General features: G+C 58.6%; 21 protein-coding genes. 10 read left to right on the forward strand and 11 right to left on the reverse strand.

Translation table 11 applies throughout. The features are described 5' to 3' along the window. The first annotated feature begins 194 nt into the window (after positions 1-194). Both CLV84_RS15330 and CLV84_RS15335 read left to right on the forward strand, forming a co-directional pair. On the forward strand, positions 195-1,022 hold the full coding sequence (locus tag CLV84_RS15330) for a bacteriorhodopsin (protein WP_104420644.1): 828 nt from the start codon (positions 195-197) through the stop codon (positions 1,020-1,022). A gap of 6 nt (positions 1,023-1,028) precedes the next feature. Beyond that, a complete protein-coding gene (locus tag CLV84_RS15335) occupies positions 1,029-2,216 on the forward strand; it encodes a DUF2254 family protein (RefSeq protein ID WP_104420645.1) in 1,188 nt (395 codons plus the stop codon). Here the strand turns inward: CLV84_RS15335 and CLV84_RS15340 are convergent. Further along, positions 2,187-5,111, reverse strand: a complete 2,925-nt coding sequence (locus tag CLV84_RS15340; RefSeq protein WP_170067725.1) for an aminotransferase class III-fold pyridoxal phosphate-dependent enzyme — start codon at positions 5,109-5,111, stop codon at positions 2,187-2,189. The genes CLV84_RS15335 and CLV84_RS15340 overlap by 30 nt on opposite strands. Before the next feature lie 451 nt (positions 5,112-5,562). On the opposite strand from CLV84_RS15340, the gene CLV84_RS15345 reads away from it, so the two are divergent. The 4 genes from CLV84_RS15345 to CLV84_RS15360 all read left to right on the forward strand — a co-directional run bounded on the left by CLV84_RS15345 (position 5,563) and on the right by CLV84_RS15360 (position 10,421). Next, the gene (locus tag CLV84_RS15345) at positions 5,563-7,434 is read left to right on the forward strand and encodes a sensor histidine kinase (protein WP_146088826.1); all 1,872 of its coding nucleotides are present in this window, start codon (positions 5,563-5,565) and stop codon (positions 7,432-7,434) included. Positions 7,435-7,498: 64 nt separating this feature from the next. Then, positions 7,499-8,209: a LytR/AlgR family response regulator transcription factor gene (locus tag CLV84_RS15350; protein ID WP_104420648.1), complete on the forward strand. Its 711-nt coding sequence runs from the start codon at positions 7,499-7,501 to the stop codon at positions 8,207-8,209. 57 nt (positions 8,210-8,266) lie between these two features. Then, positions 8,267-9,328 (forward strand): transporter substrate-binding domain-containing protein, encoded by a 1,062-nt coding sequence (locus CLV84_RS15355; protein ID WP_104420649.1) that lies wholly within the window; start codon positions 8,267-8,269, stop codon positions 9,326-9,328. Positions 9,329-9,344: 16 nt separating this feature from the next. Further along, complete coding sequence (locus CLV84_RS15360) at positions 9,345-10,421, forward strand: class I SAM-dependent methyltransferase (protein WP_170067726.1); 1,077 nt, start codon at positions 9,345-9,347, stop codon at positions 10,419-10,421. On the opposite strand, the gene CLV84_RS15365 is transcribed toward CLV84_RS15360, so the two are convergent. From CLV84_RS15365 to CLV84_RS15375, 3 genes are all read right to left on the reverse strand, one after another. After that, entirely contained in the window at positions 10,418-10,876 is a 459-nt protein-coding gene (locus tag CLV84_RS15365) for a hypothetical protein (RefSeq protein ID WP_104420651.1), read from the reverse strand. The two genes, CLV84_RS15360 and CLV84_RS15365, sit on opposite strands and share 4 nt — an antisense overlap. 135 nt (positions 10,877-11,011) lie before the next feature. Continuing rightward, entirely contained in the window at positions 11,012-11,521 is a 510-nt protein-coding gene (locus CLV84_RS15370) for a hypothetical protein (protein WP_104420652.1), read from the reverse strand. A gap of 73 nt (positions 11,522-11,594) precedes the next feature. After that, positions 11,595-12,527 (reverse strand): LysR substrate-binding domain-containing protein, encoded by a 933-nt coding sequence (locus CLV84_RS15375; RefSeq protein ID WP_104420653.1) that lies wholly within the window; start codon positions 12,525-12,527, stop codon positions 11,595-11,597. A 173-nt stretch (positions 12,528-12,700) separates the two neighbouring features. Here CLV84_RS15375 and CLV84_RS15380 point away from each other — a divergent pair, with 173 nt between their 5' ends. Further along, the gene (locus tag CLV84_RS15380) at positions 12,701-13,180 is read left to right on the forward strand and encodes an ankyrin repeat domain-containing protein (protein WP_104420654.1); all 480 of its coding nucleotides are present in this window, start codon (positions 12,701-12,703) and stop codon (positions 13,178-13,180) included. Here CLV84_RS15380 and CLV84_RS15385 read toward each other — a convergent pair. The 5 genes from CLV84_RS15385 to CLV84_RS15405 all read right to left on the reverse strand — a co-directional run bounded on the left by CLV84_RS15385 (position 13,164) and on the right by CLV84_RS15405 (position 16,698). After that, positions 13,164-13,565: a VOC family protein gene (locus CLV84_RS15385; protein ID WP_211295269.1), complete on the reverse strand. Its 402-nt coding sequence runs from the start codon at positions 13,563-13,565 to the stop codon at positions 13,164-13,166. The genes CLV84_RS15380 and CLV84_RS15385 overlap by 17 nt on opposite strands. 225 nt (positions 13,566-13,790) lie before the next feature. Further along, entirely contained in the window at positions 13,791-15,014 is a 1,224-nt protein-coding gene (locus CLV84_RS15390; RefSeq protein WP_104420655.1) for a DUF3570 domain-containing protein, read from the reverse strand. Between the two features lie 49 nt (positions 15,015-15,063). Further along, positions 15,064-15,273, reverse strand: a complete 210-nt coding sequence (locus CLV84_RS15395; RefSeq protein WP_104420656.1) for a DUF4266 domain-containing protein — start codon at positions 15,271-15,273, stop codon at positions 15,064-15,066. Further along, positions 15,266-16,267, reverse strand: coding sequence for an FAD:protein FMN transferase (locus tag CLV84_RS15400; protein ID WP_245911529.1), 1,002 nt, complete (start codon positions 16,265-16,267; stop codon positions 15,266-15,268). The genes CLV84_RS15395 and CLV84_RS15400 overlap by 8 nt, the downstream gene beginning before the upstream one ends. Then, positions 16,264-16,698, reverse strand: a complete 435-nt coding sequence (locus tag CLV84_RS15405) for a thioredoxin family protein (protein WP_104420657.1) — start codon at positions 16,696-16,698, stop codon at positions 16,264-16,266. The genes CLV84_RS15400 and CLV84_RS15405 overlap by 4 nt, the downstream gene beginning before the upstream one ends. Positions 16,699-16,852: 154 nt before the next feature. Here CLV84_RS15405 and CLV84_RS22180 point away from each other — a divergent pair, with 154 nt between their 5' ends. Beyond that, positions 16,853-16,981, forward strand: coding sequence for a hypothetical protein (locus tag CLV84_RS22180; RefSeq protein WP_262497212.1), 129 nt, complete (start codon positions 16,853-16,855; stop codon positions 16,979-16,981). A gap of 16 nt (positions 16,982-16,997) precedes the next feature. Here the strand turns inward: CLV84_RS22180 and CLV84_RS15410 are convergent, their stop codons facing one another. Further along, positions 16,998-17,816: an SH3 domain-containing protein gene (locus CLV84_RS15410; RefSeq protein WP_104420658.1), complete on the reverse strand. Its 819-nt coding sequence runs from the start codon at positions 17,814-17,816 to the stop codon at positions 16,998-17,000. 285 nt (positions 17,817-18,101) lie between these two features. Between CLV84_RS15410 and uvrC the strand changes: the two genes are divergently transcribed. Beyond that, positions 18,102-19,940, forward strand: a complete 1,839-nt coding sequence (uvrC, locus tag CLV84_RS15415; RefSeq protein WP_104420659.1) for an excinuclease ABC subunit UvrC — start codon at positions 18,102-18,104, stop codon at positions 19,938-19,940. Between the two features lie 237 nt (positions 19,941-20,177). On the opposite strand, the gene CLV84_RS15420 is transcribed toward uvrC, so the two are convergent. Continuing rightward, entirely contained in the window at positions 20,178-21,662 is a 1,485-nt protein-coding gene (locus tag CLV84_RS15420) for an SLC13 family permease (RefSeq protein ID WP_104420660.1), read from the reverse strand. Positions 21,663-21,835: 173 nt separating this feature from the next. Between CLV84_RS15420 and CLV84_RS15425 the strand changes: the two genes are divergently transcribed. Beyond that, positions 21,836-23,653, forward strand: coding sequence for an alpha-amylase family glycosyl hydrolase (locus CLV84_RS15425; RefSeq protein WP_104420661.1), 1,818 nt, complete (start codon positions 21,836-21,838; stop codon positions 23,651-23,653). The last annotated feature ends 10 nt before the right edge of the window (positions 23,654-23,663 follow it).

The following is a 23,663-nucleotide window of genomic DNA, read 5'->3' on the forward strand; positions in this document are numbered from 1 at the left end:
GAGTAATCTGCGGACCATGCTGCCAAAGCGGCGGCGAATAAAGTGGGAAGGTGAGGGGGGGGAGAGTTCTCCAAGGTCAGTTGGATTACGACCCTTTTGTTCGCAGCTGTGCGGGAAAAATTGATTTACAAAGCCTGCCCAGCCCACAGGAACAATTTCCTAAAACCGTAGTTAGGCTGTGAATTTCAACCCGTATGACGAACATCGAAAGCCTCTACACCTATTCGACCAGCCAATACGAGGCCGTCGACCACCTCCTGAGCATGGGGGTGGGTGCGCACTTTGCCGCACTCATTTTCTTCATTCTCCTCAGTCGTTTTATAGCCCCCCGCTACCGCACGGCTACGGCGCTGAGTTGTATCGTCATGGTTTCGGCCGGTACGATACTCTACGGTCAATCCGGCCTCTGGGAGAACGCGTTTACCTTTGACCAAACGACGGGGCTGTATACGCCAGCGGATGCTACTTTCTCCAACGGCTACCGTTACGTGAACTGGATGGTCACGATTCCCTGTTTGCTCACCCAGTTGCTGATCGTGCTCGATATTCGGGGCAATCAACTTTTCCGGGATGCCGGCGTGCTCATTTTGCTCGCTTGGGGCATGATCGTCACCGGCTACGTCGGCCAACTCTACGAAACCACCGACCTCATGCAACTCACGATATGGGGCGCCATTTCTACCGTGTTCTTCGTAGCGATGAACTGGATTGTCGGCACCCGCATTTTTCGCACCCTACCCCTGATGCCCCCGACCGCTTCGGGTGCGATGCGCAAGGTGTTCTGGTTGATGATGTTCGCCTGGACGCTCTATCCCCTTGCTTACGCCGTGCCATATTTTGCGCCGAGCGCAGGGGGAGTGGTTATCCGGCAAGCCCTGTTCACCGTGGCCGACGTCAGCAGCAAGGCGGTTTACGGCATCATGATTACCTACATTGCCCTGCAGCGCAGTGCGGCGGAAGGCTTTGAACCAGCCATGCAGGTGAATAGTCTATCGCCACAGAAGGGGACGGTGGCCAGCTAGTTCTCCATGCGTACATTTTTCGTTCACGGTCGTTCCTTGTTACGGTCTATTGCCAGCCTTCCGGCACTGATCTTTTTGATCTTCGTCGGTATTTCCTGCGTACAGTTAGCGGTAGCCTCCGACGGGTACACGCTGCCGGATGCGTTGCGTCGACTTGATTTACGCGATCTGGACACGATTCGCACCAGTCTGGCGGCGGTCATCACGGGCGTGTTCACCCTCACGATCTTCGCCTATACGATGATCATGAACGTGTTGGACCGGTCGATCAGTTCGTACTCGCCCCGGCTGCTGCCCCTGATACTCGCGGAGCGCTACCACCAGGAGATACTCGGCGTGGGAGCGGGCACGATTGCCCACAGTACGATTCTGCTTCTCGGCGTTGCCGCACCCCCCGAAGCGGTTCAACCACCCCCGTTGGCGGTGGCGAGTGCCAGCTTCTTTGCCGTGTCGAGCCTGATCCTATTCATCTATTTCATTCACCGGGTATCCAGGAGCATTCACGTAAATGCCTTGCTCTACAAATCCTATCGGCACACTGCATCCTGCCTCGGGGAACAGGGGAAACGCTCCGGTCGGCTATCCTGGTCGGAATCGTCCCCCCCCACGGAGGGCGACGTCTTGCTGGCCAACCGTTGTGGCTACCTGAATGCAGTAGACTTCGACGGTCTTCTTCGCCGGGGCGGAGTTACGGAAGTCGTGGTCCGGCCAGGGGCATTTGTCTACTTCGGGGATCCCCTCTTTCGGTTCCGATCCGGACATTCGGCCGGCGGAAGCCTGGAAGCCTACTATGCGGTATCGGAAAACGAACCTATCGACGTAGCTGCGGTAGGCTTCAAACACCTGGTGGAGGTGGCCATTAAGGCAGCTAGTCCGGCTTTGAACGACCCGGCTACCTCCCTCACCGCCATTCATTACCTGGTACAACTCTTTGAATTGTGGGCCGGGGTGGGGTGCTTTAATACCATTGAGATCGATGGCCGCACCCTTCGGATCAATGCGTGGTCGCCCCAGGAGCTGATCGAAACCACCTTCGCTGAGCTTCGACGCTACCTGAGCGACGATCCGTGGGGGAGGGCGTCGATCGGGGACGGTTTGAAGCGCATCGAGCGCGCCTTCCAGGCGGCCGGAAACCAAGCAGCCGCGGCAACGGCAAGACTGGAGCTAGCCCGACTGACCGGCCAGGGGACCTGAAGTCGGTCGCATGGCGTCTTCGCGGCATACCCGGTCGAGATAGGCACAAAGCAGTTCGGCGTTGTCCCGGGTAAAGCACATCGGGGGTTTGATCTTCAGCACATTGTCGTCCGGCCCGTCGGTACTCATCAAAAAACCGAGCTCCCGCATCCGCTGCTTCAGGTAGGCAGCTCTTGGGCCATCCGGGTGGCCTCGGCTGTCGCGCAACTCCACCCCGAGGAAGAGGCCTTGGCCGCGTACGTCGGTGATAACCGGGTGTCGATGCCGCAGTTCATCGAGCATGCCCACCAGGTAGTTTCCCGTTTGGGCCGCGTTCTCCCGGAGTCCCTCCCGTTTGACCGTATCAAGGACGCTCATTCCCACGGCTGCACTTACCGGGTTCCCACCAAAGGTGTTGAAGTATTCCATGCCGTTGGCGAAGGCTTCCGCTACCCGGGGGGTGCAGACGACCGCCCCGATCGGATGCCCGTTGCCGATCGGTTTGCCGATGGTCACGATATCGGGTAGGACGCCCTGGCTCTCGAAGGCCCACCAATGAGCACCGGTGCGACCAACGCCCGTTTGTACCTCATCGGCGATGCATATTCCCCCCGTGGCCCGGATAGCGCGGTAGAGCCGCGGCAGGAATCCCGGCGGCAGCACGATCTGTCCGGCACAGCTTAGGATGGTTTCGCCGATGAACGACCAGGTTCCTGGGGGTAATGCCGTTAGCTCCCGAAAATCGGGCCCGGGAAGGTCGTAGATAAAGGTATGCTTCGGTCGCCCTTTTCCCCCAGGACGGCCGAACTTATAGCTGCTTACCTCGACGCTCCGGCTGGTATTTCCGTGATAGCCCATCTCCATGGCGGCTACCTGGCGGTTGCCCGTGACCGCTTCGGCCATGCGCAGGGCCAGGTCGTTAGCTTCGCTGCCGGAATTCACGACGTGGACCACCGATAAGCCTTCGGGCAGGGTAGCAACCAAGGCTTCGGCAAATTCCAACACCGCCGGGTGAAGGTAGCGGGTATTGGTATTGAGTACCGCCAGTTGCCGCCGGGCCGCCTCGACTACCGCTGGATGCTCGTGCCCTACGTGGGCGACATTGTTAACCGTGTCGAGGAACCGTCGGCCGGTGTCGTCGTAAAGGTACTGGCGGTACCCCCGCAGCATCTGCAACGGCTGGCGATAGCTGACACTAAGACCGTATCCGAGTCGTCGTTTCCTGGCGTCCAGAAGCGTCGGAACCGGATACATCACGGAGGCTTCCGCGGGGAGGCTACCCGGCTGTAAGGTGCGGGGATCGGGACACAGACCTAACCACACGTCCCGCTCTTCGGGGTATGCGACGCCGGGATAATCCACTCCCATATCCAGTAGGTCCAGGAGTACCTGAAAGTGGAGGTGAGGAGGCCATCCGCCATTGCCGTCGGTACCGCCGAGTTTGGCAATTGGTTGTCCGGCTTGCACCCGCGCTCCGGCGCCCCAGTGTTGAAGCGATTCGTACGCCAAATGCCCGTAAAGGGTGTAAAAAGTCAGCCCGGGCAACGGGGTGTGCGCGATCAGTACCGTGCCACCGTACCCGCCCGGGGTGGGATCAATACCGGTGGCGTATATCTCCCCGTCGAGTGGGGCGAACACCGTTTCGTTGGCCGTCGCCGTCCAGAAATCCAGGCCCAGGTGCACGCTCCGCCAGCGGGGGCCCGCGTTGCCCAATCCCTGAAAGGCGTCCGTCGTGTACACCGGACGCACTTCCCCGTAACCGCCTACGGCAACTTCCGCCCCGCTGTCTTCCAGCAGGCGGCGGAGTAAGGTGACGAAGCGGGGCAGTTCCCAAAAGTTGGCGTTCCCGCCGAGCTGAGTGCTGCCTACACTGAGGTCGAGAGGGAGGATCTTGCCGAGCCGACCCAGGACGGGATGACAGGCTGCGGTAGTCACCCAACGGTCGTATGCATCCCGGGTGGCATGAGCCGAAAACCCCGCGGCTAGCCGGAAGGTGGCCCGGGCCAGCCTCGGCGGTAAGGTTCGCCAGCGGTTGAGCAGATCCCAGGCGGGGGCTTCGGAAACGGACAGGTAAGGATTATCCGGCTGTAGCGGCCGGTTCTCCGCGGCGATGGTCACGGTCAGCAATAGCCGGGCAGCGATCAGGTCGTACAGCACCTCCACCTCGGCTTCGGAAAGGGGGCTGGCGCTGTGGTACCCTTCCACCAACCTTCGCATGGCGCCCAGCGGGTCGGGTTGCTGCATGCCGGCGTAGGCGCAAGCCACGGCTACCTCACTGACGGATACCGTATGGACGGTGTCGCCGAAATCGATGATCCCCGTTACGCGACCACCGTCGTTGACGATCAGGTTGTGCTCGTGGGCGTCGTTGTAGCACACCGAACGGGGTAGGGCCTCCCAGTCGAGTCGATTTAGTCGGGAGAGAAAATATTCCGCCAGGCGCCGTTGGTCGGGATCCAGGTGGACGAGGCGGTCATGACAGGATTCCACCCGAAGGGGGTCCCATTTATACACCCGTCGCACCGCCGGGTAATCCAGATCGCTCAAGGCCCGGTGCAATCGCCCGACTTGCTCGCCCCAGGCGCGAAGGATGGTATCGGTGATGGGATTGCGCTCGGACAGCAGGCGGCCGGGTACCCAGCGATAGAGGTGCAGCCAGTAGTCGACCCCCAACCATGGAACCTCGATCGACCCCACTACGATCGGAACGGAAAAGGGTAGGGATTTACCGGACAGGTGGCTCAGTACCGGTGCCTGATCGAAGTGGTCCGGGTGACGGATTTTGACGAGGTATTCCGCTCCCGCGGCAGTCCGTAGAAAATAATTCCGGTCGACCTCGCCCGGGAGGGAGGCCAGGCTGTCGATCTCCGATTCCGGGATGCTCAACTCCGATAGCGCGGCGTATAGACGCGCCATATCCATCACCGGGTACCGATTTTCTCCGGGAAAGCGGAGACGGGGAGTACCCGCGAAAAAGCGTTGCCGTTCAGAACATTGGTGAGTCTATTCAGCACACCGGAGACCGACCATAGCATAAAACCGGGACAGAAGCGTAAATTCATATGTGCGTAACCCAATAAATATGGGGTACGAAATGTCGCTTTATCTATGAGAACACTTTTTTTGATGATTGACTGAATTGAGACTTTGAGACAAACATAAGCTGCCGGTTCAGCCGGACTACACTCGCTCACCCGAAATTTAGATTTCGGGTGACTTTTTTTTTGGCGCACGCCTAAACGGCTGATTTGGTTTAATATCATAAATTACTGTCTAGCTGTTGTAGCTTGCTGAATGGGTAAAATATTCCCTGTTATTTTAAGGTTGTCCGTTCGATAATCTTTGGAACTCCACTCAAGTCGATTTTGTGTATCTCGTAAGATTATTGCTTCTCTTCACGAGTTTTATCGTCGGTGCGTCCGTTGCGTTTGCGGGAACCGAACCCATCGCGGCGCTTACCCTGGACAAGGACCTGCAGTCCAAACTGGATCGCGCGGAGTACTTCATCCAAAGCGGGCAAACCGACCGGGCGTCCAATTTGCTCACGGATTTGTACCAAAGGCTGGCTAGCGCCAACGCATTGGACACGCCTTTCGGTCTGTGGGTCAGGCTGCGACGGGCCCGGGCCTGGGAACGTAGCCGGCGGTACTCCCCGGCAACGTCGGAATTGCTCCGCATTATCGGCGAAAGCCATCGCGCGGACCAACCGGAGATTCGTGCCCGTGCTTATTTGCTGATGGCCCTCATACATGAGCAACAGGGTCACGCCAAACGTACCCTGCGTTACCTGGAGTTGGCCCGCGAAGTGACCGAGGCGCGCCAGCTAGCCGTGGTCGAAGCCCGGCTATCCATACGGTACGCCTCCTACCATCGCCTTTTCGGGGAAAAAGATTCCGCCCTGGCGTTCAGCCAACGCGCCCTCGAGCAGGCCATAGCTCTGGATCAAACTTACGAACGGGCGATCGCGAACCTTTTGCTTAGCATGCTTTTCCGGACCACAAACCCGATGGTCAGTGAGCAGCACCTGCGGCAGGCTAGTACGCTTTATCAGGGGTTCAATAACCCGGTTTTCTCCCTGATCATCGCACTCCACTTCAGTGATTTAAGGGTCAAGGCCGGGGCCTACGATCAAGCGTTGGTGAGCAACGATTCAGCGCTTCACTTTGCTAACTCGGTAGGGGATCGATACAGCGAGGTGGCCTCCTATTTAGGGAGCGTCTACGACGATCGATCCGGTATCCTCCGGCGACTCGGTCAGTACGATTCGGCCTTTCATTACTTAGCCCTCGGCCGTGCTTCCGAATTAGAAAATATCCAGCAGGCCCATGCGGAAAGCATAGCCGAGATTGAAGCCCGCTACCATGACGAGGAAAAGCTTCAGCTCATCGAGAAGCAGCAGGCCCAGCTGGCGGACCGGCAGCGCTGGGAATCCTGGCTCAACCGCTTCCTGTCCATCGGAGGGGTTGCGCTGCTCATTCTCATCTTTTATTACGTCCGGCTCAGAAAAGCGAATCGACTCCTGGCGGAGCAAAGCCTGCTAATCGGGCACAGCAACGAGCAACTGAATGCCTCGCTGAAGGAACAGCAGCTGCTGCGCGGGGAACTGCACCACCGAATCAAAAACAACCTGCAGGTTATCATCGGTCTGCTCGATATGCAAGCGGAGAACCTTGCGGACCCCGCCCGCCGGGTGGCGGTGGACGGCCTCATCGAGCGGGTGCACAGCATGGCGGCCATCCACGATATTCTTTACCAGGAGAGTAACCTTCACCGTATTTCCCTGCTCCGGTACGTACGCCGCATTTGCGATCATTTTCACCGCATTGCCGGTCATGACGAAGATTGCCAGTTAGAGCTGGATTTTCCGGATTGTTACTTTAATCCCGACACACTCATCCCGCTCGGCACCATGCTCAATGAGTTGAAGATGAATAGCTACAAGCACGCCCGCAGGCCGGGTATCCAACTCCGTGTCCGCGTTTCCCTGGAATTAGTCGGCGAGGAATACGTGCTGACCTACCGCGACAATGGCCCGGGTTATGCGCGGGACTATTTGAATAGCCAAGAAAGCCTTGGCTTGTACCTGCTTAAGGGGCTCAGCCGCCAGCTAAGCGGTAGGATACAAACGTACAATGATGACGGCGCCGTCACCGTCATCTATTTCAGACAAAAGAATGCGGAACCCGGCGTAAGCCCGGCAGTACAGTCCAGAACAAAAGCCGTGCCGCTCAGAACATAATCGGTTGGATTGTCAATGGTCAATTCATCTTCGACCTAGCTAAGCACCGTGTTGAAACCAGCAAATGGACAATTTCTCGACCACCGGTTACCGAATTCTTATTCTGGAAGATGAATTTATCATCGCCGAAACCCTCACCCGGCAGCTCGAGCGTAATCATCATGTGGTCGTCGGTCAGGCCATATCCTACGCGGAGGCCGTTAGCCTGTTCCACGACCAGCAACCGGATCTGGCGCTGCTGGATATTCGCGTAAGCGGGAACAAAACCGGCATCGATTTTGCCCATTATCTCCGTGCCCAGGAGCCCGGTATTCCCTTCATATTCCTGACCTCACAGGTCGACGCCGGATATCTCGATCGGGTCAAACAAACCATGCCGAGCGGATGTCTGAGCAAGCCGATCCAACTAAAGAGCCTGCTGGCAACCATCGAAGTGGCCATATTCAATCACCTCTCCCAAAGGGCGGTATGTGAGGTAGTTACCCTACGGGATGGGCGGGCCACCCACCGGGTGCCCCTGAACACCATCGAGTACGTCGAAGCGGACCACGTATACGTGAAGGTGCACTTGTCCGACAACAGTAACTTGGTACTGCGGAATACCCTAAGTGACCTCGTCAGCCAGCTCGGCCAGGAAAATTTGCTCCAAACCCACCGGAGCTACGCGGTTAATCCCCAAAAGATCACCCGTTACGACCGCGACTTCGTTTACCTTCGGGAAAAGCAGGTGCCCGTAAGCCGGGGCAGACGGGCATCGGTAGAAAATCGGCTATAGGCGGAAGTCAACATCCCCGGTGGTTCGGTATTAGGTGATGTAGCGCAACTCCCATTGATGATACGATTGCTGTTCCTTTTCATGCTTTTTACCTCCACGCTTTCCGCGCAGGATACCCTGCGGATCGGAGTAGCCCATTTTCCACCTTACACCTTCCAGGACGACGGCGGCCACTGGAACGGAATGGCGGTGGAGCTGTGGCGTCATGTTGCCGGCGAAGCAAGGATGATTTACCAAATGATGCCGTATTCAAAGGACGACAGTCTACTAGCCGCCCTGGAACGGGAGGAGGTAGACCTCGTTCTGGCGATGCCCATCAGCGCGCGGGCCGAGGCGCAAGTCGATTTCACCCAAGCGTTCCACCGGTCGGCCCTTGCCCTGGCGCTGCCGCCCACGAACAGCCTGTGGTCGGTCGTCACCGGCCTGTTCACCCTACAATTTCTCTACATCGTCATCGGCCTGTCGGCTCTACTCCTTATCGTCGGCTCCCTGGTGTATTTCCTGGAGCGTCGGAGTAACGACGACCAGTTCGGTGGGGAACGCTCGTTGTGGCAGGGTATCGGGTCCGGCTTCTGGTGGGCTGGCGTCACCATGACCACCATTGGGTACGGCGATAAGGCACCCACCAGCCTCCCCGGCCGGGCGGTGGCCATGCTGTGGATGTTGGTAGCTCTGGCAGTTACCTCGAGCCTCACGGCCGCCATCATCAGTGCCACGAACGCCTCCAACGTGATCGAATTTCCGCGGGAGTTGAAGCAGAAGTCCGTCGGAGTGGTCAAGGACTCCCCCGCGGCGGAATTCCTCCAATCCCGAAAGCAAACGTTCACTCCTTTTCAGGATGTTCAGGAAGGATTGCTGGCTCTGGACCGCGACGAGATCGAGGTGCTCGTCCACGATGCCACCGCCCTGCACCACCAGTCACGGGTCAACCCCAATCTACGGGCGTATGTGCAGGAGACCGACGCCCGGCCGGAAGCCTACGCGTTTGCCGTCCGGGAAAATAGTCCGCTCTACGAGCCCATCAACCAGGCGGTGATCGCAATTACCACCACCAGTGCCTGGCGGACCGTCGTGGATTCCTACGATGATGGCTCTCGCTCCGCCAAGAGCTCGCAGTAATTCCGAACCGCAATTTATGATACAGCGCTATCCGCCCACCACCGACCGGAGCCTGACCGTATTCAATGCCGCCGACCGGCTCCTGATCGACTGGGCCGCTGCGTTACCCGACCGCCCGGAAACGATGGCCGTCTTTCACGATCGCTTCGGCGCGGTTGCCCTCAGCCTCCCGGGGAGCGTTCACTTCGTAAGCACCTATCACAGCCAGGAAACGGCGCTGCGGCTGAATGCCGGAAACCGATCCCTACCCCTTGCCAACCTGTTAGAGGAGTTCACCGAGCCGATCGAAGCAGCGGTACTTCGGGTTCCGAAAAGCCTGGATCTGTTCGAATTGTACCTGACGCGGATCGCCGCCGCCGCCACGCCGACCACCCGCGTTGCTGGGGGCTTCATGACGCGCCATTTCACGCCCCGGATGCTGGAAGTTGCCGGCCGCTACGCCGGAGTGGTCAAACAGAGCCGGGCGGAGAAGAAAGCCCGGCTGCTCCTATTGGAAGATTTCAAGGTGGGCGCCGGAGCGCAGGTGCCCATGAACGCCGTCGAGTATGCCGGTAAACGGTACCGACAACTCCCCGGTGTATTTTCCGCCGGACACATCGATTACGCTACGGACTTTTTACTGCAACACTGGCCCGATATCCCGGAACCGGCCACTATCACCGATCTTGCCTGTGGCAACGGAATCATCGGCGACCAGCTTCTACAACGGTACCCGGATAGTCGGTTAGTGGCTACGGACGATTCGATCTTGTCGGTGGCCAGCGCCCGGACGAACCTGCCGTCCGACCGATCGACCGTATTCTATGCGCACACGCTAAAGGACCTGCCCGACGGTAGCCAGGATCTGGTGGTAACCAATCCGCCGTTCCATTTCGGACACGAGAACAACATTGACGTTAGCCTGGCGCTTTTCCGCGAGGCGCGGGAAAAATTACGGTCCGACGGCATCCTGGTCGTCGTAGCCAATCGGCACCTTCATTACGCCACGCACCTCCGGAAATGGTACGCGCAGGTAGAATCGGCGGAGGAAAACGATAAATACGTGGTGTATTGCTGTCGGAAGAGCGATGGCGGTAGGCCGGATACGACTTAGAAACTTTTGTAATCCGTCAGGTAGGATAAGTTAGCACCGAAGTTAGGCGTGTACCCACGTAAAATTTGCCACCGCCAGCGGAGTAGCGTACCGAAACTTAGCCGCCACAACCGACGGCATGCCTTGAGGTAGCGGATCACCGCCCGCCGTTGCCCGAGGGCGAGGAGGCGGTCGGCAAGGAGCATATTCGGGCCGAAAGCATGGATTTGCGGCGAACCGGGCGTACGGGCGGAAGACAATAAATAACCGGTTGCGCGGTCAATGTCTCCGTTTTGGAGTTCTACCAGCCCAAGCAGGGTGTTGGCTTGGTGAATCGCATTTCCATAATTCGAGCTATGGCGGTTGTTTTCGGCCTCGGCGAGATACACCTGAGCCATCGCATTGACGGCGTAGTAGTCGCGTTGGGCGTAGGCCCGTAACAGACGGCGTCCAAGCTGGATGAATTCGGTTTCCATGGGTACAGGCTTACGTTGCAGGATCGTACCTAGGTATAACCGAAAAATATCCTCGGGGATTGTAACGGTAAATCAAAATTCCGCCATATTACGGAAAGCCGACTATTGGCCCGTTTGAGGGAGGGACGATCGAACTCAACCGAAGGAGTGCGGGTCCAGTAAGTAGGTTAGATTGGCTCCAAAATCCGGCATGCGACCCCGGCGAATCTCCAGCTTCCATTTCCACAGGCGTCCGAAGCTCAGCTTCCACAACTTGCCGCAGAACGTAAGGTAATTCAGTACGGCGGTCACGCGACCGTGTTCAAGCAGGCGCTTCGCCAACATCATGTTGGGGCCCATGCCGGCCAATTGCGGCGATCCGGGCGTCTGTGCCGAGGCAACCAGGTAGGATTCAGCCCGCTCCACATTACCGGCCTCGAGTTCCAGAAGTCCCAGCACGGTGTTGGCCTGGTGAATGGCGTTGCCGTAATCCCGGTTATTGCGGTTCAATTCGGCCGCCTGGAGATATTCCTGGGCCAGGCGACGTACGTTTCCCCGGTCGGCGTGGGCGTAGGCCCGCAGCAAATGGACGCCGCGCAGGACAAAGCGGCTTCCGGGCGAAACGGTGGCCCGGGTGGTGGGCGCGAGTAAGGTTTGATTGATCATGAGCGTAAGTCTATACCTACTTATCGCGAGCATGGGTCAAAAATTGCGCGTTAAATAAAAATTACCACCAACTTTAATTTCGCCATTCGATGGTTCGGTACCGTTCGTTCTTCGTGAATTCGGCGGGTACCACTGAAAGTATGGCTTTTCGCAATTCGGTGAGGAGGGTCTCCCGACTCATATTGCGATTGACGACCAGGCTGACTTCCCGACTGGGTTGGGGGTCGGCGAACCGGCGGGTGAAGTCGGCGTCAGTCGCGGGATTCACGGAAAGCTCCGGGATAATGGTATAGCCCATGTTGCTCCGTACCAGGTTCTTAAGCGTTTCCACCGTGCCGGCTTCGAAGTGAAAATTGCCGGCCGGGGGGATCGCGCTTTTTTCGCAGAGGTTGAGGACCTGATTGCGGAAGCAGTGCCCGTCCTGCAGAATCCAGAGGTCCTTGCGATTGACGTGGTCGGGTAGGAGGGGAGAACGCTCGAGGATTTTTTCCCCGGCGGAAGCGTAGATCAGGAAGGGCTCGTAAAAAAGGGGGATCTCCCGCAGCTGACGTTCCTGGAGGGGAGTGACGAGTAAGCCGATGTCCAGACTGCCTTTGCGCAGTTCCTCGATAATCTCCTCCGATCGCATTTCACGGAACCGCAGCCGGGTATCCGGGAACCGGGCCGAAAACCCCTTGATGAAGCGCGGCAGGAGATAAGGAGATAGGGTAGGGATCACGCCCACCGAAAAAACACCCTCCATGCCGTCGCTATGGCTGGCCACCACCGTTTCCAGATTGGCCACCTCTTCCAGCACCAGGCGGGCCTGAGCAACGATCCGGTAACCGATGCGGGTGGGCTGGACCGGATTGGCGCTCCGGTCGAAAATGATCACGCCGAGTTCGTCCTCCAGCTTTTTCACCTGCAGGGTCAGGGTGGGCTGGGCTACGAAGCAGGAGCGTGCGGCCTTTCCGAAGTGGCGGTGTTCGTCGAGGGCGAGGAGGTAACGGAGCTGCTGGAGGGTCATCGGTAGCGCTTGAAAATCCCGGACTATTAATAGCCTAAGTAAATCGGTTGTAAATCTAATCAATTTAGTAAATCAGAACCTCCGCACATTTTGCCTGTTTCCCGATCGGATGGCTCCTGCGCTCCGTTCGCCCGTGTTCCCTGTCCGCCTACTTAGCAATAACTTTCACGCTTATGACTCCTACCGATCAATTATTCCAGGCCTTACGCGCCGGCAACGCCGCGGCGGTGCGCACCTTAGTAGCCCAGGATGCTTCCCTCCTTTCTGCCCGCGATAGCCGGGGCTCGACGCCCTTAGTGTTGGCTACCTACCTGGAGCAGGAAGAAGTGGTGAAGGCCCTGGTAGCGGCCGGTGCCGACGTGAACGCCCGGGACGCGGCCGGAAATACGCCGCTGATGGGGGTCACCTTCAAGGACTATCGCACGATGGCGGAATACCTCCTGGCGCAAGGCGCCGATCCGAATAGCACGAATGGCAACGGTGGCACCGCCCTGATCTTTGCCGCCACCTTCAACAAGCCCGCAATGGCGGAGCTCCTCATCGAGGCTGGCGCCGACGTAGCGCACCGGGACGCGGACGGGCTGACCGCCGCGGACCACGCCCGCAACCAGGGGCACACCGATCTGGCCGACAGCCTTAGCGCCCGGCGGTAGGGTAGGGATCCCGGCGCTGGCAAAGCTGCAGCGGAATCCCCCAGGGGTCGCGCAGCATGACCAGGTGGGTACCGGATTCGGGCTCCTGCTCTTCTACGGGAGTAGCGCCAGCGGCCAACAGGCGATCGCGTAATCCGGCCGCGTCGTCGGTTTGGAAGGCAAAGTGAAAGGTGAGGGGTTCGCGGGCCCGAAAATCATTGATCGGTGCCGCGGCGTTGTGGTACACTTCGAGGAACGTCCGGCCCGAGGCATCGGCCAGGAAGGTCGTGTGCTTAGGCGGACCGGCCTGGGTCAGTACCGCGCACCCTACATAATCCACGTACCAGGTTGCCAGTTCCACCGGATCGGTGACGTTGAGTGCGAAATGCTCGAAGTGTATGGTCATGGGAGCGGCGATATTACGTCAGGTTGGGTCAATTGGAGAAAGTACGCCCCCGCGTAAAGGCCAGTGCCACGCAGAAAATTTCAGCGGTTGCACCACCTCCCTACATGCTACGACTGACACATCGGCCGGCATCGGCTTTCCGATCCGTAACGTTGCGGTACAAGCCGTCTCCTGGTAGGAGACTCCAAGATAGCCTGAAATCGCGAGGCGGCCATCCGACCGGCCCTATTGACGTACCATCCGTAGTCCGAGGGCTACCTGGTTCGCGTGAAATCCGTTATCCCGCCGGTACCTACTGTAATTGAGGTCGACGCTTTTCAATCCCCAGCCCAGCAAACCGCGGTCGGCCAAAATATCGAGGTACCCGATTCCCAGGCTGAATTGATTGGCCTGGAAGGTCGACAGGTCATAGTCGGAAGTGTAAAACGTTTCACTCGAGAGGTGCTCGTCAAATCCGGCAAAGTACTCCGCGGCGCGCTGGGTGTAGTACCGATAGCCCGGGGTGATGCTGAAGTAGCTGCCGATGTTGACGGGTAGCTCCAGGTTCACCGTATGGGAGTTGACCGCCCAGTCATCCGTGTAAAACCGGTAGAAACTGCGCAGCACCAGGCGCTGGCTCAGGTAGTAATGGAGCCTGCCGCCAAGGGCGAGCTTGTTCCGGATATCGGGGAGGCGTTCGATGTCCTGGGCGAGGTAAAAATCGTTACCGCCCACGACCGTCTCGGCGATATCGGCGAAGTAGACCCGTTGAAAGGGGGTGGATAGCAGCCCTTCCTGGCGCACCAGGTCGACGGACAACATGCCCTGCGCTTTCCGACTCAACAATTGACTCAGGTTGAGGCCGAGGTTGTAGCTGTTGCGACCGCTTTCGTCGAGCAGGTCGTCCCGGCCGCGCAACTCGATCGGGTAGATAATTTTCCAGTTGTCGAGGTAGGCGCTCCCGTGTACCGTCAGTTCGGTATTTTGCTCGTTCATCAGTCGGGTAAAGCTGCCGCCGAAACCGAAGGATCGATAGTCGTATTCATTGGAAAAGGACAGCGTGCCGGAAACGATGTTGTTCCGGTCGTCCGAGCTGTGGGCGTAGGTGACCGTCCCGTTGATCCATACGTCGCTGCCGGAAGCACCCGAAGAGGCCTGAAAGGGGGAAGGTTCTCCACCGCCGCCGTCGAAGGGGTCCACGTTACTGGAGGAGGCGGAGGTGTAGGCCGAAACCCCGAAACTCGCGGTGAGCACATCGTCCGCATTCAGGGGAAGCGCGAGGATGACCGTGGGATGAACGTCGGTGAGTTTCTCGGTTCCGCGGCCACCGGTCACGGCGGCGTTGTCGCCGTCCTGCTGGTAATAACTCGTTAGCACCTGCAATTCAGCTGCTTCCAGGACCCGCTTTTTATAGGTCTCTGCAGTGGGCGGGGTGACCTCCTGGGCGAACGCGGCGCAGGAGCAAAGCATTCCGGTAAGGAGAAGAATACTCCGGGTTGAAATTCCGATACCAGCTAAATCAATTGCACCCACAGCCACCTCCGGTTTTTCCGCCGTTGGCGCCCGAAGCGGCTTCGCGGTAGGATTGAAAGTTACCCTGCTGGACTTCGATGCCAGTGGGAGAAAGGGCCATGTCGGGATCGTTCAACTGGACCATCTCATAGCCCTTTACCGCTACGCAAGAGGACAGGAAGGCCGCACAGATAAGGCTGACTGCTAGTTTAATCATGCTGGCTTACATTTTGCAGGTCGATGCCCGCCGAAGTATGTAGTTGGCCCGCCCCATCGATGATGATGACGTCCACCCCGGGTAATTGGTTGATAAAGTCCAGGCCGATCTCGGTACCCATCACGAAGATACTGGTTGCCAGGGCATCGGCTAATTCGGCTTTGGGTGCGAAAACGGTGGCGCTCACGATACCGGTGGCCGGGTAGCCCGTTCGGGGATCGATGATGTGGGCGTAACGCGTTCCATCGAAAGTTACGTATTTTTCGTAGTCGCCGGAGGTTACCACCGCCCGATTATCTACGGGAAGCCAGGCAAAGGCCTTGGCTCTGTTGAGGGGGTTGGTGATCGCCACGAGCCAGTCTTTCCCGCCGGGCTGCTTTCCCCAGGCCGTAAGATCGCCGGAGGCATTTACAATACCCGCTTTCACGCCCGATTGCTCGAGTAGCGCCCGGGCGCGGTCCGCAGCGTATCCCTTCCCGATCGCACCAAAGCCGATCTTCATGCCGGCGACGGGCAGATAAACACTGTGTTCCTCCTCGTTCAGGACGATCCGCCGGTAGCCGACCCGGTCGACCGAGGCGGCAATCACGGCGGGGTCCGGCATCGCGGTCATCGTGCCGTCGAAGTGCCAGACCTTATCCATGGAGGCGTAACTGATGTCGAACGCCCCGTCAGTGAGCTGGCTGATGCCGATGGCCCGGCTGATGAGGCCGTACAACTCCGGATCTACGACTACGGCGCGGATGCCGGCCATGCGATTCACCTCCGACGTCTGTGACGCCGAATCCCAGCTGGATATAAGGCGCTCGATCCGCGAGATTTCTCCGACGGCCAGATCCAGGTAGCGCGCCCCGGCTTTGGCGTCTGCGGCGATCACGGTCAGGTCGAACCGGCAGCCCATCAATTTAAGGGCACGGTGGTAGCTGCTGTCCGGCTGGGCGGCCAGGCCGGTCGACGCGATCCAGGCGAAGATCAGCAGCAAGCGGAATGTCACGGGACGAAGCTTTCCAGGATTTCCAAATACTCGGTCGGGCTAAGCTTTTTGTAGCCGGTTTGCCCGAGCACTTCCCCTTCCGGGTTGAGCACGACCACCAGGGGAAAGGCTCCACGCTGGTTGTAGCGTTCGGCGAGCTGAGCGTTCTTCTCGGCGAGCGCCTCACTGAGCTGATTCTCTTTCTTGCGCGGGAAGTCAGCGCGGTAAAAGACGAATGCTTTGGCGGCGCGTTCCTGGAAGGATGCGTCCTGCCAGATGTCCCGGTCGAGCTTGATGCAGGGCGCGCACCAATCGGAACCGGAAAAGACGAGGACAACCGCTTTGTCTTCTTCCGCGGCGGTTTGCAGGGCGGCGTCATAATCGCTTACCCACTGCTGTGCGCTAGCGGAAACATAGGCGCCCAGCAAAAGAATTAAAAGAATGGCCTTCATAAGTCACCATTGTGATGTCTGATATAGACACTGGCCAGAAACAAAAGATTGTAAACGGCTACCAATTTTAAGCAGTTTAACACGCCTCTTTCCTGGGGGGGGAGATGCAACCCACCGGTGGGCTATGGGGTTCTCGTATTTTACCTCACCCCTTATGCCCTATCTAGCTTTCCCCCAAATTTTAGGTGGCTACACCCCTACCGCCTGGCTCGTCTTTGCGGCGATCGTGCTGGTGGTACTGCTGATCATCCGGTATTTCTACCTGATCCTTCGGGAAGAATAGGCGGTGCCCGATTCTGTTACTGGGCGAGGGTAGTAGTTTCCCACGCTCCGGTCGCCAGTTCCGGTACGGCGTCCAGCTGAGTGTAATGGCGGGGCATATCCTGCACTCTGCGGTAGCGTACCGGCGGACTTACGGTATAGTCGGTGACGGTTTCCGTCAACCGGTACCTGGGGTCGACGGCAAATTCCAGGGTGCGAATCTTCAGGTCGTTTCCATCCGCGTCGGTCAGGATGTAATTTGTTTCGAGACCATAGTCTCCTACCTCGGTGCGCTGTATGGCCAGCGTCCGGTCGTCCTTGCGGTACTCCCTACGGGTACGGGTGGCGCTCCCACCGCTGGTTTCCTTTACCGGTAGCTTTTCCCAGTCTCGCAGATCGAAGGTGCCGAAGTGGGGAAATTCGAATCGTTCCGCGCTCAGGTAGGCCATGCCGCGATCGTCGTTCGTCCGCTGAACGGCGCCGCCGTAGACCCAACCTTCCGCTCCTTCCGTCGTGCGCACCTGTAACCACGGTTCCTCGAAGACGATGCCGCGCATCATTAGCACCTCCGTATCCTCCGATACCCCTCCGGTAAAGGTGAGGGGGGTTCCCGCGGCTACCTGGGTGACAACCGTGGCCCCCCGTTCGGGTCGGATGCGGATGAAGAGCCCATCCACCCAGGCCGTCAGGGCTTCGCCCTTGCTTAGGGGGGGCGCTTCGGCGACGGCCGGCAACGTATCCACCGCAGTGGCCACGGCCGGTTCGGGGCTATCGGTGGCCCGGCTGTCCTCCGCGCCGCAAGCCACCAGGAAAGTCAGGGAACCGATTAGGATAACGCTAACGCACTTACTATTCATGGAATCAACCTTTACTTGGGCAAACTTACTACGCGGGTTCGATAAAGGTTCTGGAGCTTCAGCTCCGGGGAGTCCACCGCAGGACCCCGGAGTTCCAGTTCCGGGAAAGCGCCTCCTTATCCCATTCCGTCAGAAAGCGGAACTTCTGACACCGGAAAAAAATCGGTTAATCCACGGTGAGGCAGAAAATGTCGATGGAAGGGCACGAACGCCGTCGCACAGGAGAAATGTCGCACCCGCGCCCCGGCGCAAAAACGTTTTGCTAACCCTTCCGTTATTACGGAAATGACGACGGAAGATTTTAAACGTATAGCCGATACCGTGCCTCGCCAGCCCGGCGTGTACCGCTTCATCGACGCCGAAGACCGTATCCTCTACGTGGGCAAGGCCAAAACCCTGCGCAATCGGGTGGCCAGTTATTTCGGTGATCGCAAGGACCGCCTCAACCGGACCCGGGTGATGGTCAAGAACGCCTCCCGCCTGGAATTCACGATCGTGGAGACGGAAGCGGATGCATTGTTACTGGAGAACGCGCTCATCAAGACGCATCAGCCGCGCTACAACGTCAACCTCAAGGACGACAAGAACTACAGCTACATCTGCATCAAGAACGAGCGTTTCCCGCGCGTTTTCATTACCCGGGAGGTACGTCGCGACGGGAGTTACTACTTCGGTCCGTACACCAGCAAGGGGCGGCTAAAGATCATTCTGGACCTGGTCAAAACCCTGTTTCCCCTTCGGACCTGCAACCTGAACCTCAGCCCCGAGAACATCGCCGAGGGGAAGTTCAAGGTGTGTCTGGAGTATCACATCAAGAACTGCGAAGGCCCCTGTGTAGGGGAGGAAAGCGAGGCATCGTACAACGAGAAGATCGAGCAGGTCAAGAACATCCTGAAGGGCAACTTCGCCGAGGTGAAACGGCACTTCCAGGGGGAAATGGAACGACTGGCCGAGGATCTGGAATTCGAACGCGCCCAGCTGATCGCCGAAAAGCTGAAAGCCTTCGAGAAGTACCAGAGCAAGTCGACCATCGTGAGTACGAGCATCCGCGACCTCGACGTTTTCGGACTGGCCATAGACGAAAAGGAGGCCTACCTGAACTACATCAAGATCGTCAACGGGGCCGTCATTCACACCCATACCCAGGAGATCGAGATGAACCTGGACGACGACGCGGAGAGCCTGCTCAGTTATGCCATCCCCGAACTTCGCGAGCGTTTCAACAGCATCGCCCCGGAGGTGATCCTTGCCGACGAGATAGACCTGAGTGGGGTGGAGGCTTCCATTACCGTACCCAAGATCGGCGACAAAAAGAAGCTCCTCGAACTCAGCGAGAAGAACGCCAAGTACATGCTGTTACAGCGTAAAAAGCAGCGAATCAGCCACGCCAACCGCCAAACGCCCGCCGAGCGTATCCTGCGACAAATGCAGGGCGACCTGCAGATGGACGAGCTGCCGATGCACATTGAATGTTTCGACAACTCGAATATTCAGGGAAGTAATCCGGCGAGTGCCTGTGTGGTCTTCAAGAACGCCAAGCCGAGCAAGAAGGACTATCGCCATTACAATATCAAAACGGTAGTGGGCCCGGACGACTTCGCTAGCATGAAGGAAGTCGTGCACCGCCGCTACCGGCGTCTCATGGATGAGGGGGAACCCTTGCCCCAACTGGTCATCATCGACGGGGGTAAAGGACAGCTCAGCCACGCCATGGAGAGTATCGACCTGCTCGGACTGCGCGGAAAAATGACGGTGGTCGGCATCGCCAAGCGACTGGAGGAAATCTACTTCCCGGACGACCCGGTGCCCCTGCACATCAACAAAAAGTCGGAATCCCTCCGCATCATCCAGCAGGCCCGCGACGAGGCGCACCGCTTCAGCTTACGCCACCACCGTAACAAGCGCAGCAAGGGCATGATCCAAACCGAGTTGACGAACATCCCCGGGGTGGGGGAGAAGACGGTGCAGAAACTGATCAGCCACTTCGGTAGCACGAAAAAAGTCAAGAACGCCCTGGCGAGCGAGATCGCGGAGGTCACCAACCTGAGTACGGCGAAGCGGGTGCTGGAGTACTTCCGGCGGCAGGAGGTGGCGGCGGGGGAGGTTCCTAAGGATAGGGGGTAGTCTTTTAGTCGGGTAGTCTGTTAGTTCGTTAGTCTTTTAGTCGGGTAGTCTTTTAGTTCGTTAGTCTTTTAGTCATTTAGTGCGCTCCTTTGTCGGTCGCTTCGCTCCCGGGTTGGGGGTGGTCTTGTAGGGAGTAGTCTGTTAGTCTTTTAGTTCTTTAGTCTTTTAGTCGGGTAGTCTGTTAGTTCGTTAGTCTTTTAGTCTTTTAGTCGGGTAGTGTTTTAGGAGCGGCTTACCCTATCCGCTGATGTCTTCTTCCAGCCTGGCGGGGAAAGTGAACGGATCGAAGTCCCATAGCCAGGGGAGGAGGAAGTAGACGAACAGCAGGATGATGAGAATGGACGCTACGTTCATCCAGATGCCACGGCGAACCATATCCGGAATGCGGAGATAGCCGGAGCCGAAGACGACGGCGTTCGGGGGCGTGGCCACGGGGAGCATGAAAGCGCAGGAAGCGGCAACCGTCGCGCCGACTAGCAGGATGAACGGATTGACGTTCAGGGTGAGCGCCATAGGAGCCAGGACGGGAAGCAGCATGGCCGTGGTAGCCAGGTTAGACGTGATCTCGGTGAGGAAATTGACGCTGGCGACGATGATTAGTAACAGCACGAACAGACTCATGCCGTCGAGCAGGGCAAGGCGTCCGGCGATCCAGGCGGCAAGTCCGCTGGTTTCGAAGCCACCGGCCAGGGCGAGTCCGCCGCCGAACAACAGAATGATGCCCCAGGGTAGCTGTACGGCCTCTTCCCAGGTAAGCAGCATGCGTTCCCGATTTTTGGTGGGGATCAGGAAGAGCACCAGACCGGCCGCGATGGCGATAATGGTATCGTCCAGGGCGGGCAGGAAACGGGTCAGGATCAACGACCGCAGGATCCAAAGGAGCGCGGTGGTGACGAAGACGATCAGCACCACCCGCTCCTCGTAGCGCATCGGTCCGAGCTCCCGCAGTAGCCGGCGGATCTCCTGGCGCCCCCCCGGGAAGTCGCCCCGCTCGAAGGGAAAGGCAATCCGGGTAAGGTAGAACCAGCAAACCAACAGCAGGGTAGCGGACACGGGTACGCCGAACTTCAGCCACTGGGCGAAGGTGATCTCGATCCCGAAGGTTTCTTCCACCACCCCGGCCAAGACCAGGTTCGGCGGGGTGCCGATGAGGGAGGCGATCCCCCCGATGGAGGCGGAGTACGCAATGGCCAGCATCAGGCTTTTGCCGAAGCGCTGGTTCTCATCTTCCTCGGTTTCCGGATTGTCGCGTAGCTGGGTTACGATCGCCAGGCCGATGGGCAGCATCATGACGGAAGTGGCGGTGTTGGAGATCCACATGGATAGCAGGGCCGTAGCCAGCATGAAGCCAAGGATGATCCGCGAAATGCTCGTGCCCGAAAGGGTGATGATGTTCAGCGCGATGCGCCGGTGCAGGTTCCAGCGTTCGATGCCGATGGCCAGGATGAAGCCGCCCAGATAGAGGAAAACGAATTTATGTCCGTAGGCCGAGGCCGTTGCTTCCAGCGCCCCGGCGCCCGTCAGTGGAAACAGGACCAGTGGCAGCAGGGCCGTCGCGCTGATCGGGATGACCTCGAAAATCCACCAGATCGCTACCCACATGGTACAGGCCAGCACCGCGTTCGCCTCCGCGCTCAGATCGGCCGGGTGGTATACGGTACGCACCAGGACGAACGCCAGCGGACCGGCGAGCAGGGCGAGGTTTTTCTGGAGATCTTTCATACGTAAGGCAAAGCACACAAGAAACAAAACGCCCGCGGCTTTCCCGGAATACCCGTTCGGGCGCCGGAGCGCGGGGGCCCGGCCTGACCGGAAACAATCGGGCCGATCCTATCGCCAACAATCAATTTTCTCCCGGCCGGAACACGCGTATTTCCGCGCGGGTTATCTACTTTATGATTGAAACTTCCAAGGCGCCACTCGGTGCCACTATCGTGGACGGTGCCGTCCACTTCAGCATCTGGGCACCCCACGCCAAATCCGTCGCCGTCACCGGTGATTTCAACAAATGGAAAAAGAAAGGTACCCCCCTGGAACCTGCCGATGACGGCTCGGGGGAATGGTCCGGGCTGGTATCCGGCGTCAAGCCCGGAAGCGAATACCAATTCGTGATCGTCGGTGCCGACGGCGAAACCCGGCAGCGTACCGATCCCCGCGCCCGCCGCGTGACCAACTCGGTGGGGAACTCCATCGTCTACGCCGATGACTTCGACTGGGAAGACGATGATTTCACCATGCCGGGCTGGAACGAGCTGGTCATCTACGAACTGCACGTCGGCACCTTTAATGTGAAGGAAAAGGGTCGTCCCGGTACCTTCGACTCCGTCATCCAGCGGCTCGACTTCCTGGTGGACCTGGGCATTAACTGCATTCACGTCATGCCCGTATGTGAGTTTGCCGGCGACTTCAGCTGGGGCTATAATCCGGCACACCCCTTCGCCGTCGAGGAAGCTTACGGCGGTCCCGACGGCCTGAAACGGCTGGTCAAGGCCGCCCACGAGCAGGGTATCGCCATTGTACTCGACGTCGTATACAACCACTTCGGCCCCAGCGACCTCGCCCTCTGGCAGATCGACGGCTGGAGCGAAAACGACAAAGGCGGCATCTACTTCTACAACGACTGGCGCAGCAGCACCCCCTGGGGCGATACCCGTCCCGACTACGGCCGCGCGGAAGTACGCACCTACCTACACGACAACGCCATGATGTGGTTGGAGGAGTTTCGCTGTGACGGACTCCGCATGGATATGATCCCCTACATGCGTCACGTCAGCGGCGGAGAGAGCGACGACGACCGGCTGGACGAAGGGTACAGCCTGCTGCGCTGGATCAATTCCTCCATCCGCGAAAAGTATCCCCACAAAATTACCGTAGCCGAAGACCTGCACGGCAACGCCTTCGTGACCGACGCCCCGGAAGACGGTGGTTGCGGCTTCGGTACCCAGTGGGACGGCGACTTCGTCCATCCCGTACGGGAAGCTATCATCACGGGAGAGGACAGCCACCGCAGCATGGAATCCCTGCAGCACGCGCTACTACGTCGCTACTCGGGGGATGCCTTCAACCGGACGGTCTACACGGAAAGCCACGACGAGGTATCCAACGGCCGCGCCCGGGTAGTAGAGGAAATCGCCGGCGAGGATGGTAAGGTCGATAATTACTACAGCGTAAAGCGTGCCGCCCTCGGTGCCGCCATGACCCTAACCGCACCGGGCATCCCGATGCTGTTCCAGGGGCAGGCGCTGCTGGAAGACAAGTGGTTCAGCGACCAGGATCCGCTGGACTGGACGCGGCTGAAAAAATTCGGGGGTATGCGTGATATGTACCGTGACCTCATCCATATTCGCCGCAATCTGGAAGGAAATACCCGGGGCCTGCAGGGGCAGCATACCCACATACTTGCCGCCGACGACCAGGATAAAGTACTGGCCTACCTGCGCTGGTACGACGATCCATCCCGGGATGGGGTGCTGGTCGTGCTGAACTTCAGTAACACCACCTTCGATGGATACGCCGTCGGCGTGGAAGCACCCGCCCGCTTCAAGCTGTTGTTTAACAGCGACTGGTCCGGCTACAGTGACCACAACGTCGACGCACCCACCTACGAGGATATTGCGACCGAAGCGGTGGCACAGGACGGCCGGGCACACCGCATCATCCTGAATCTCGGACCCTATGCGGCCTACGTGCTGGCGGTGAAACAAGAAAACTAGAACAAATTGC

The sequence above is a fragment of the Neolewinella xylanilytica genome (assembly GCF_002934605.1).
GTDB classification, from domain to species: Bacteria; Bacteroidota; Bacteroidia; order Chitinophagales; family Saprospiraceae; genus Neolewinella; species Neolewinella xylanilytica.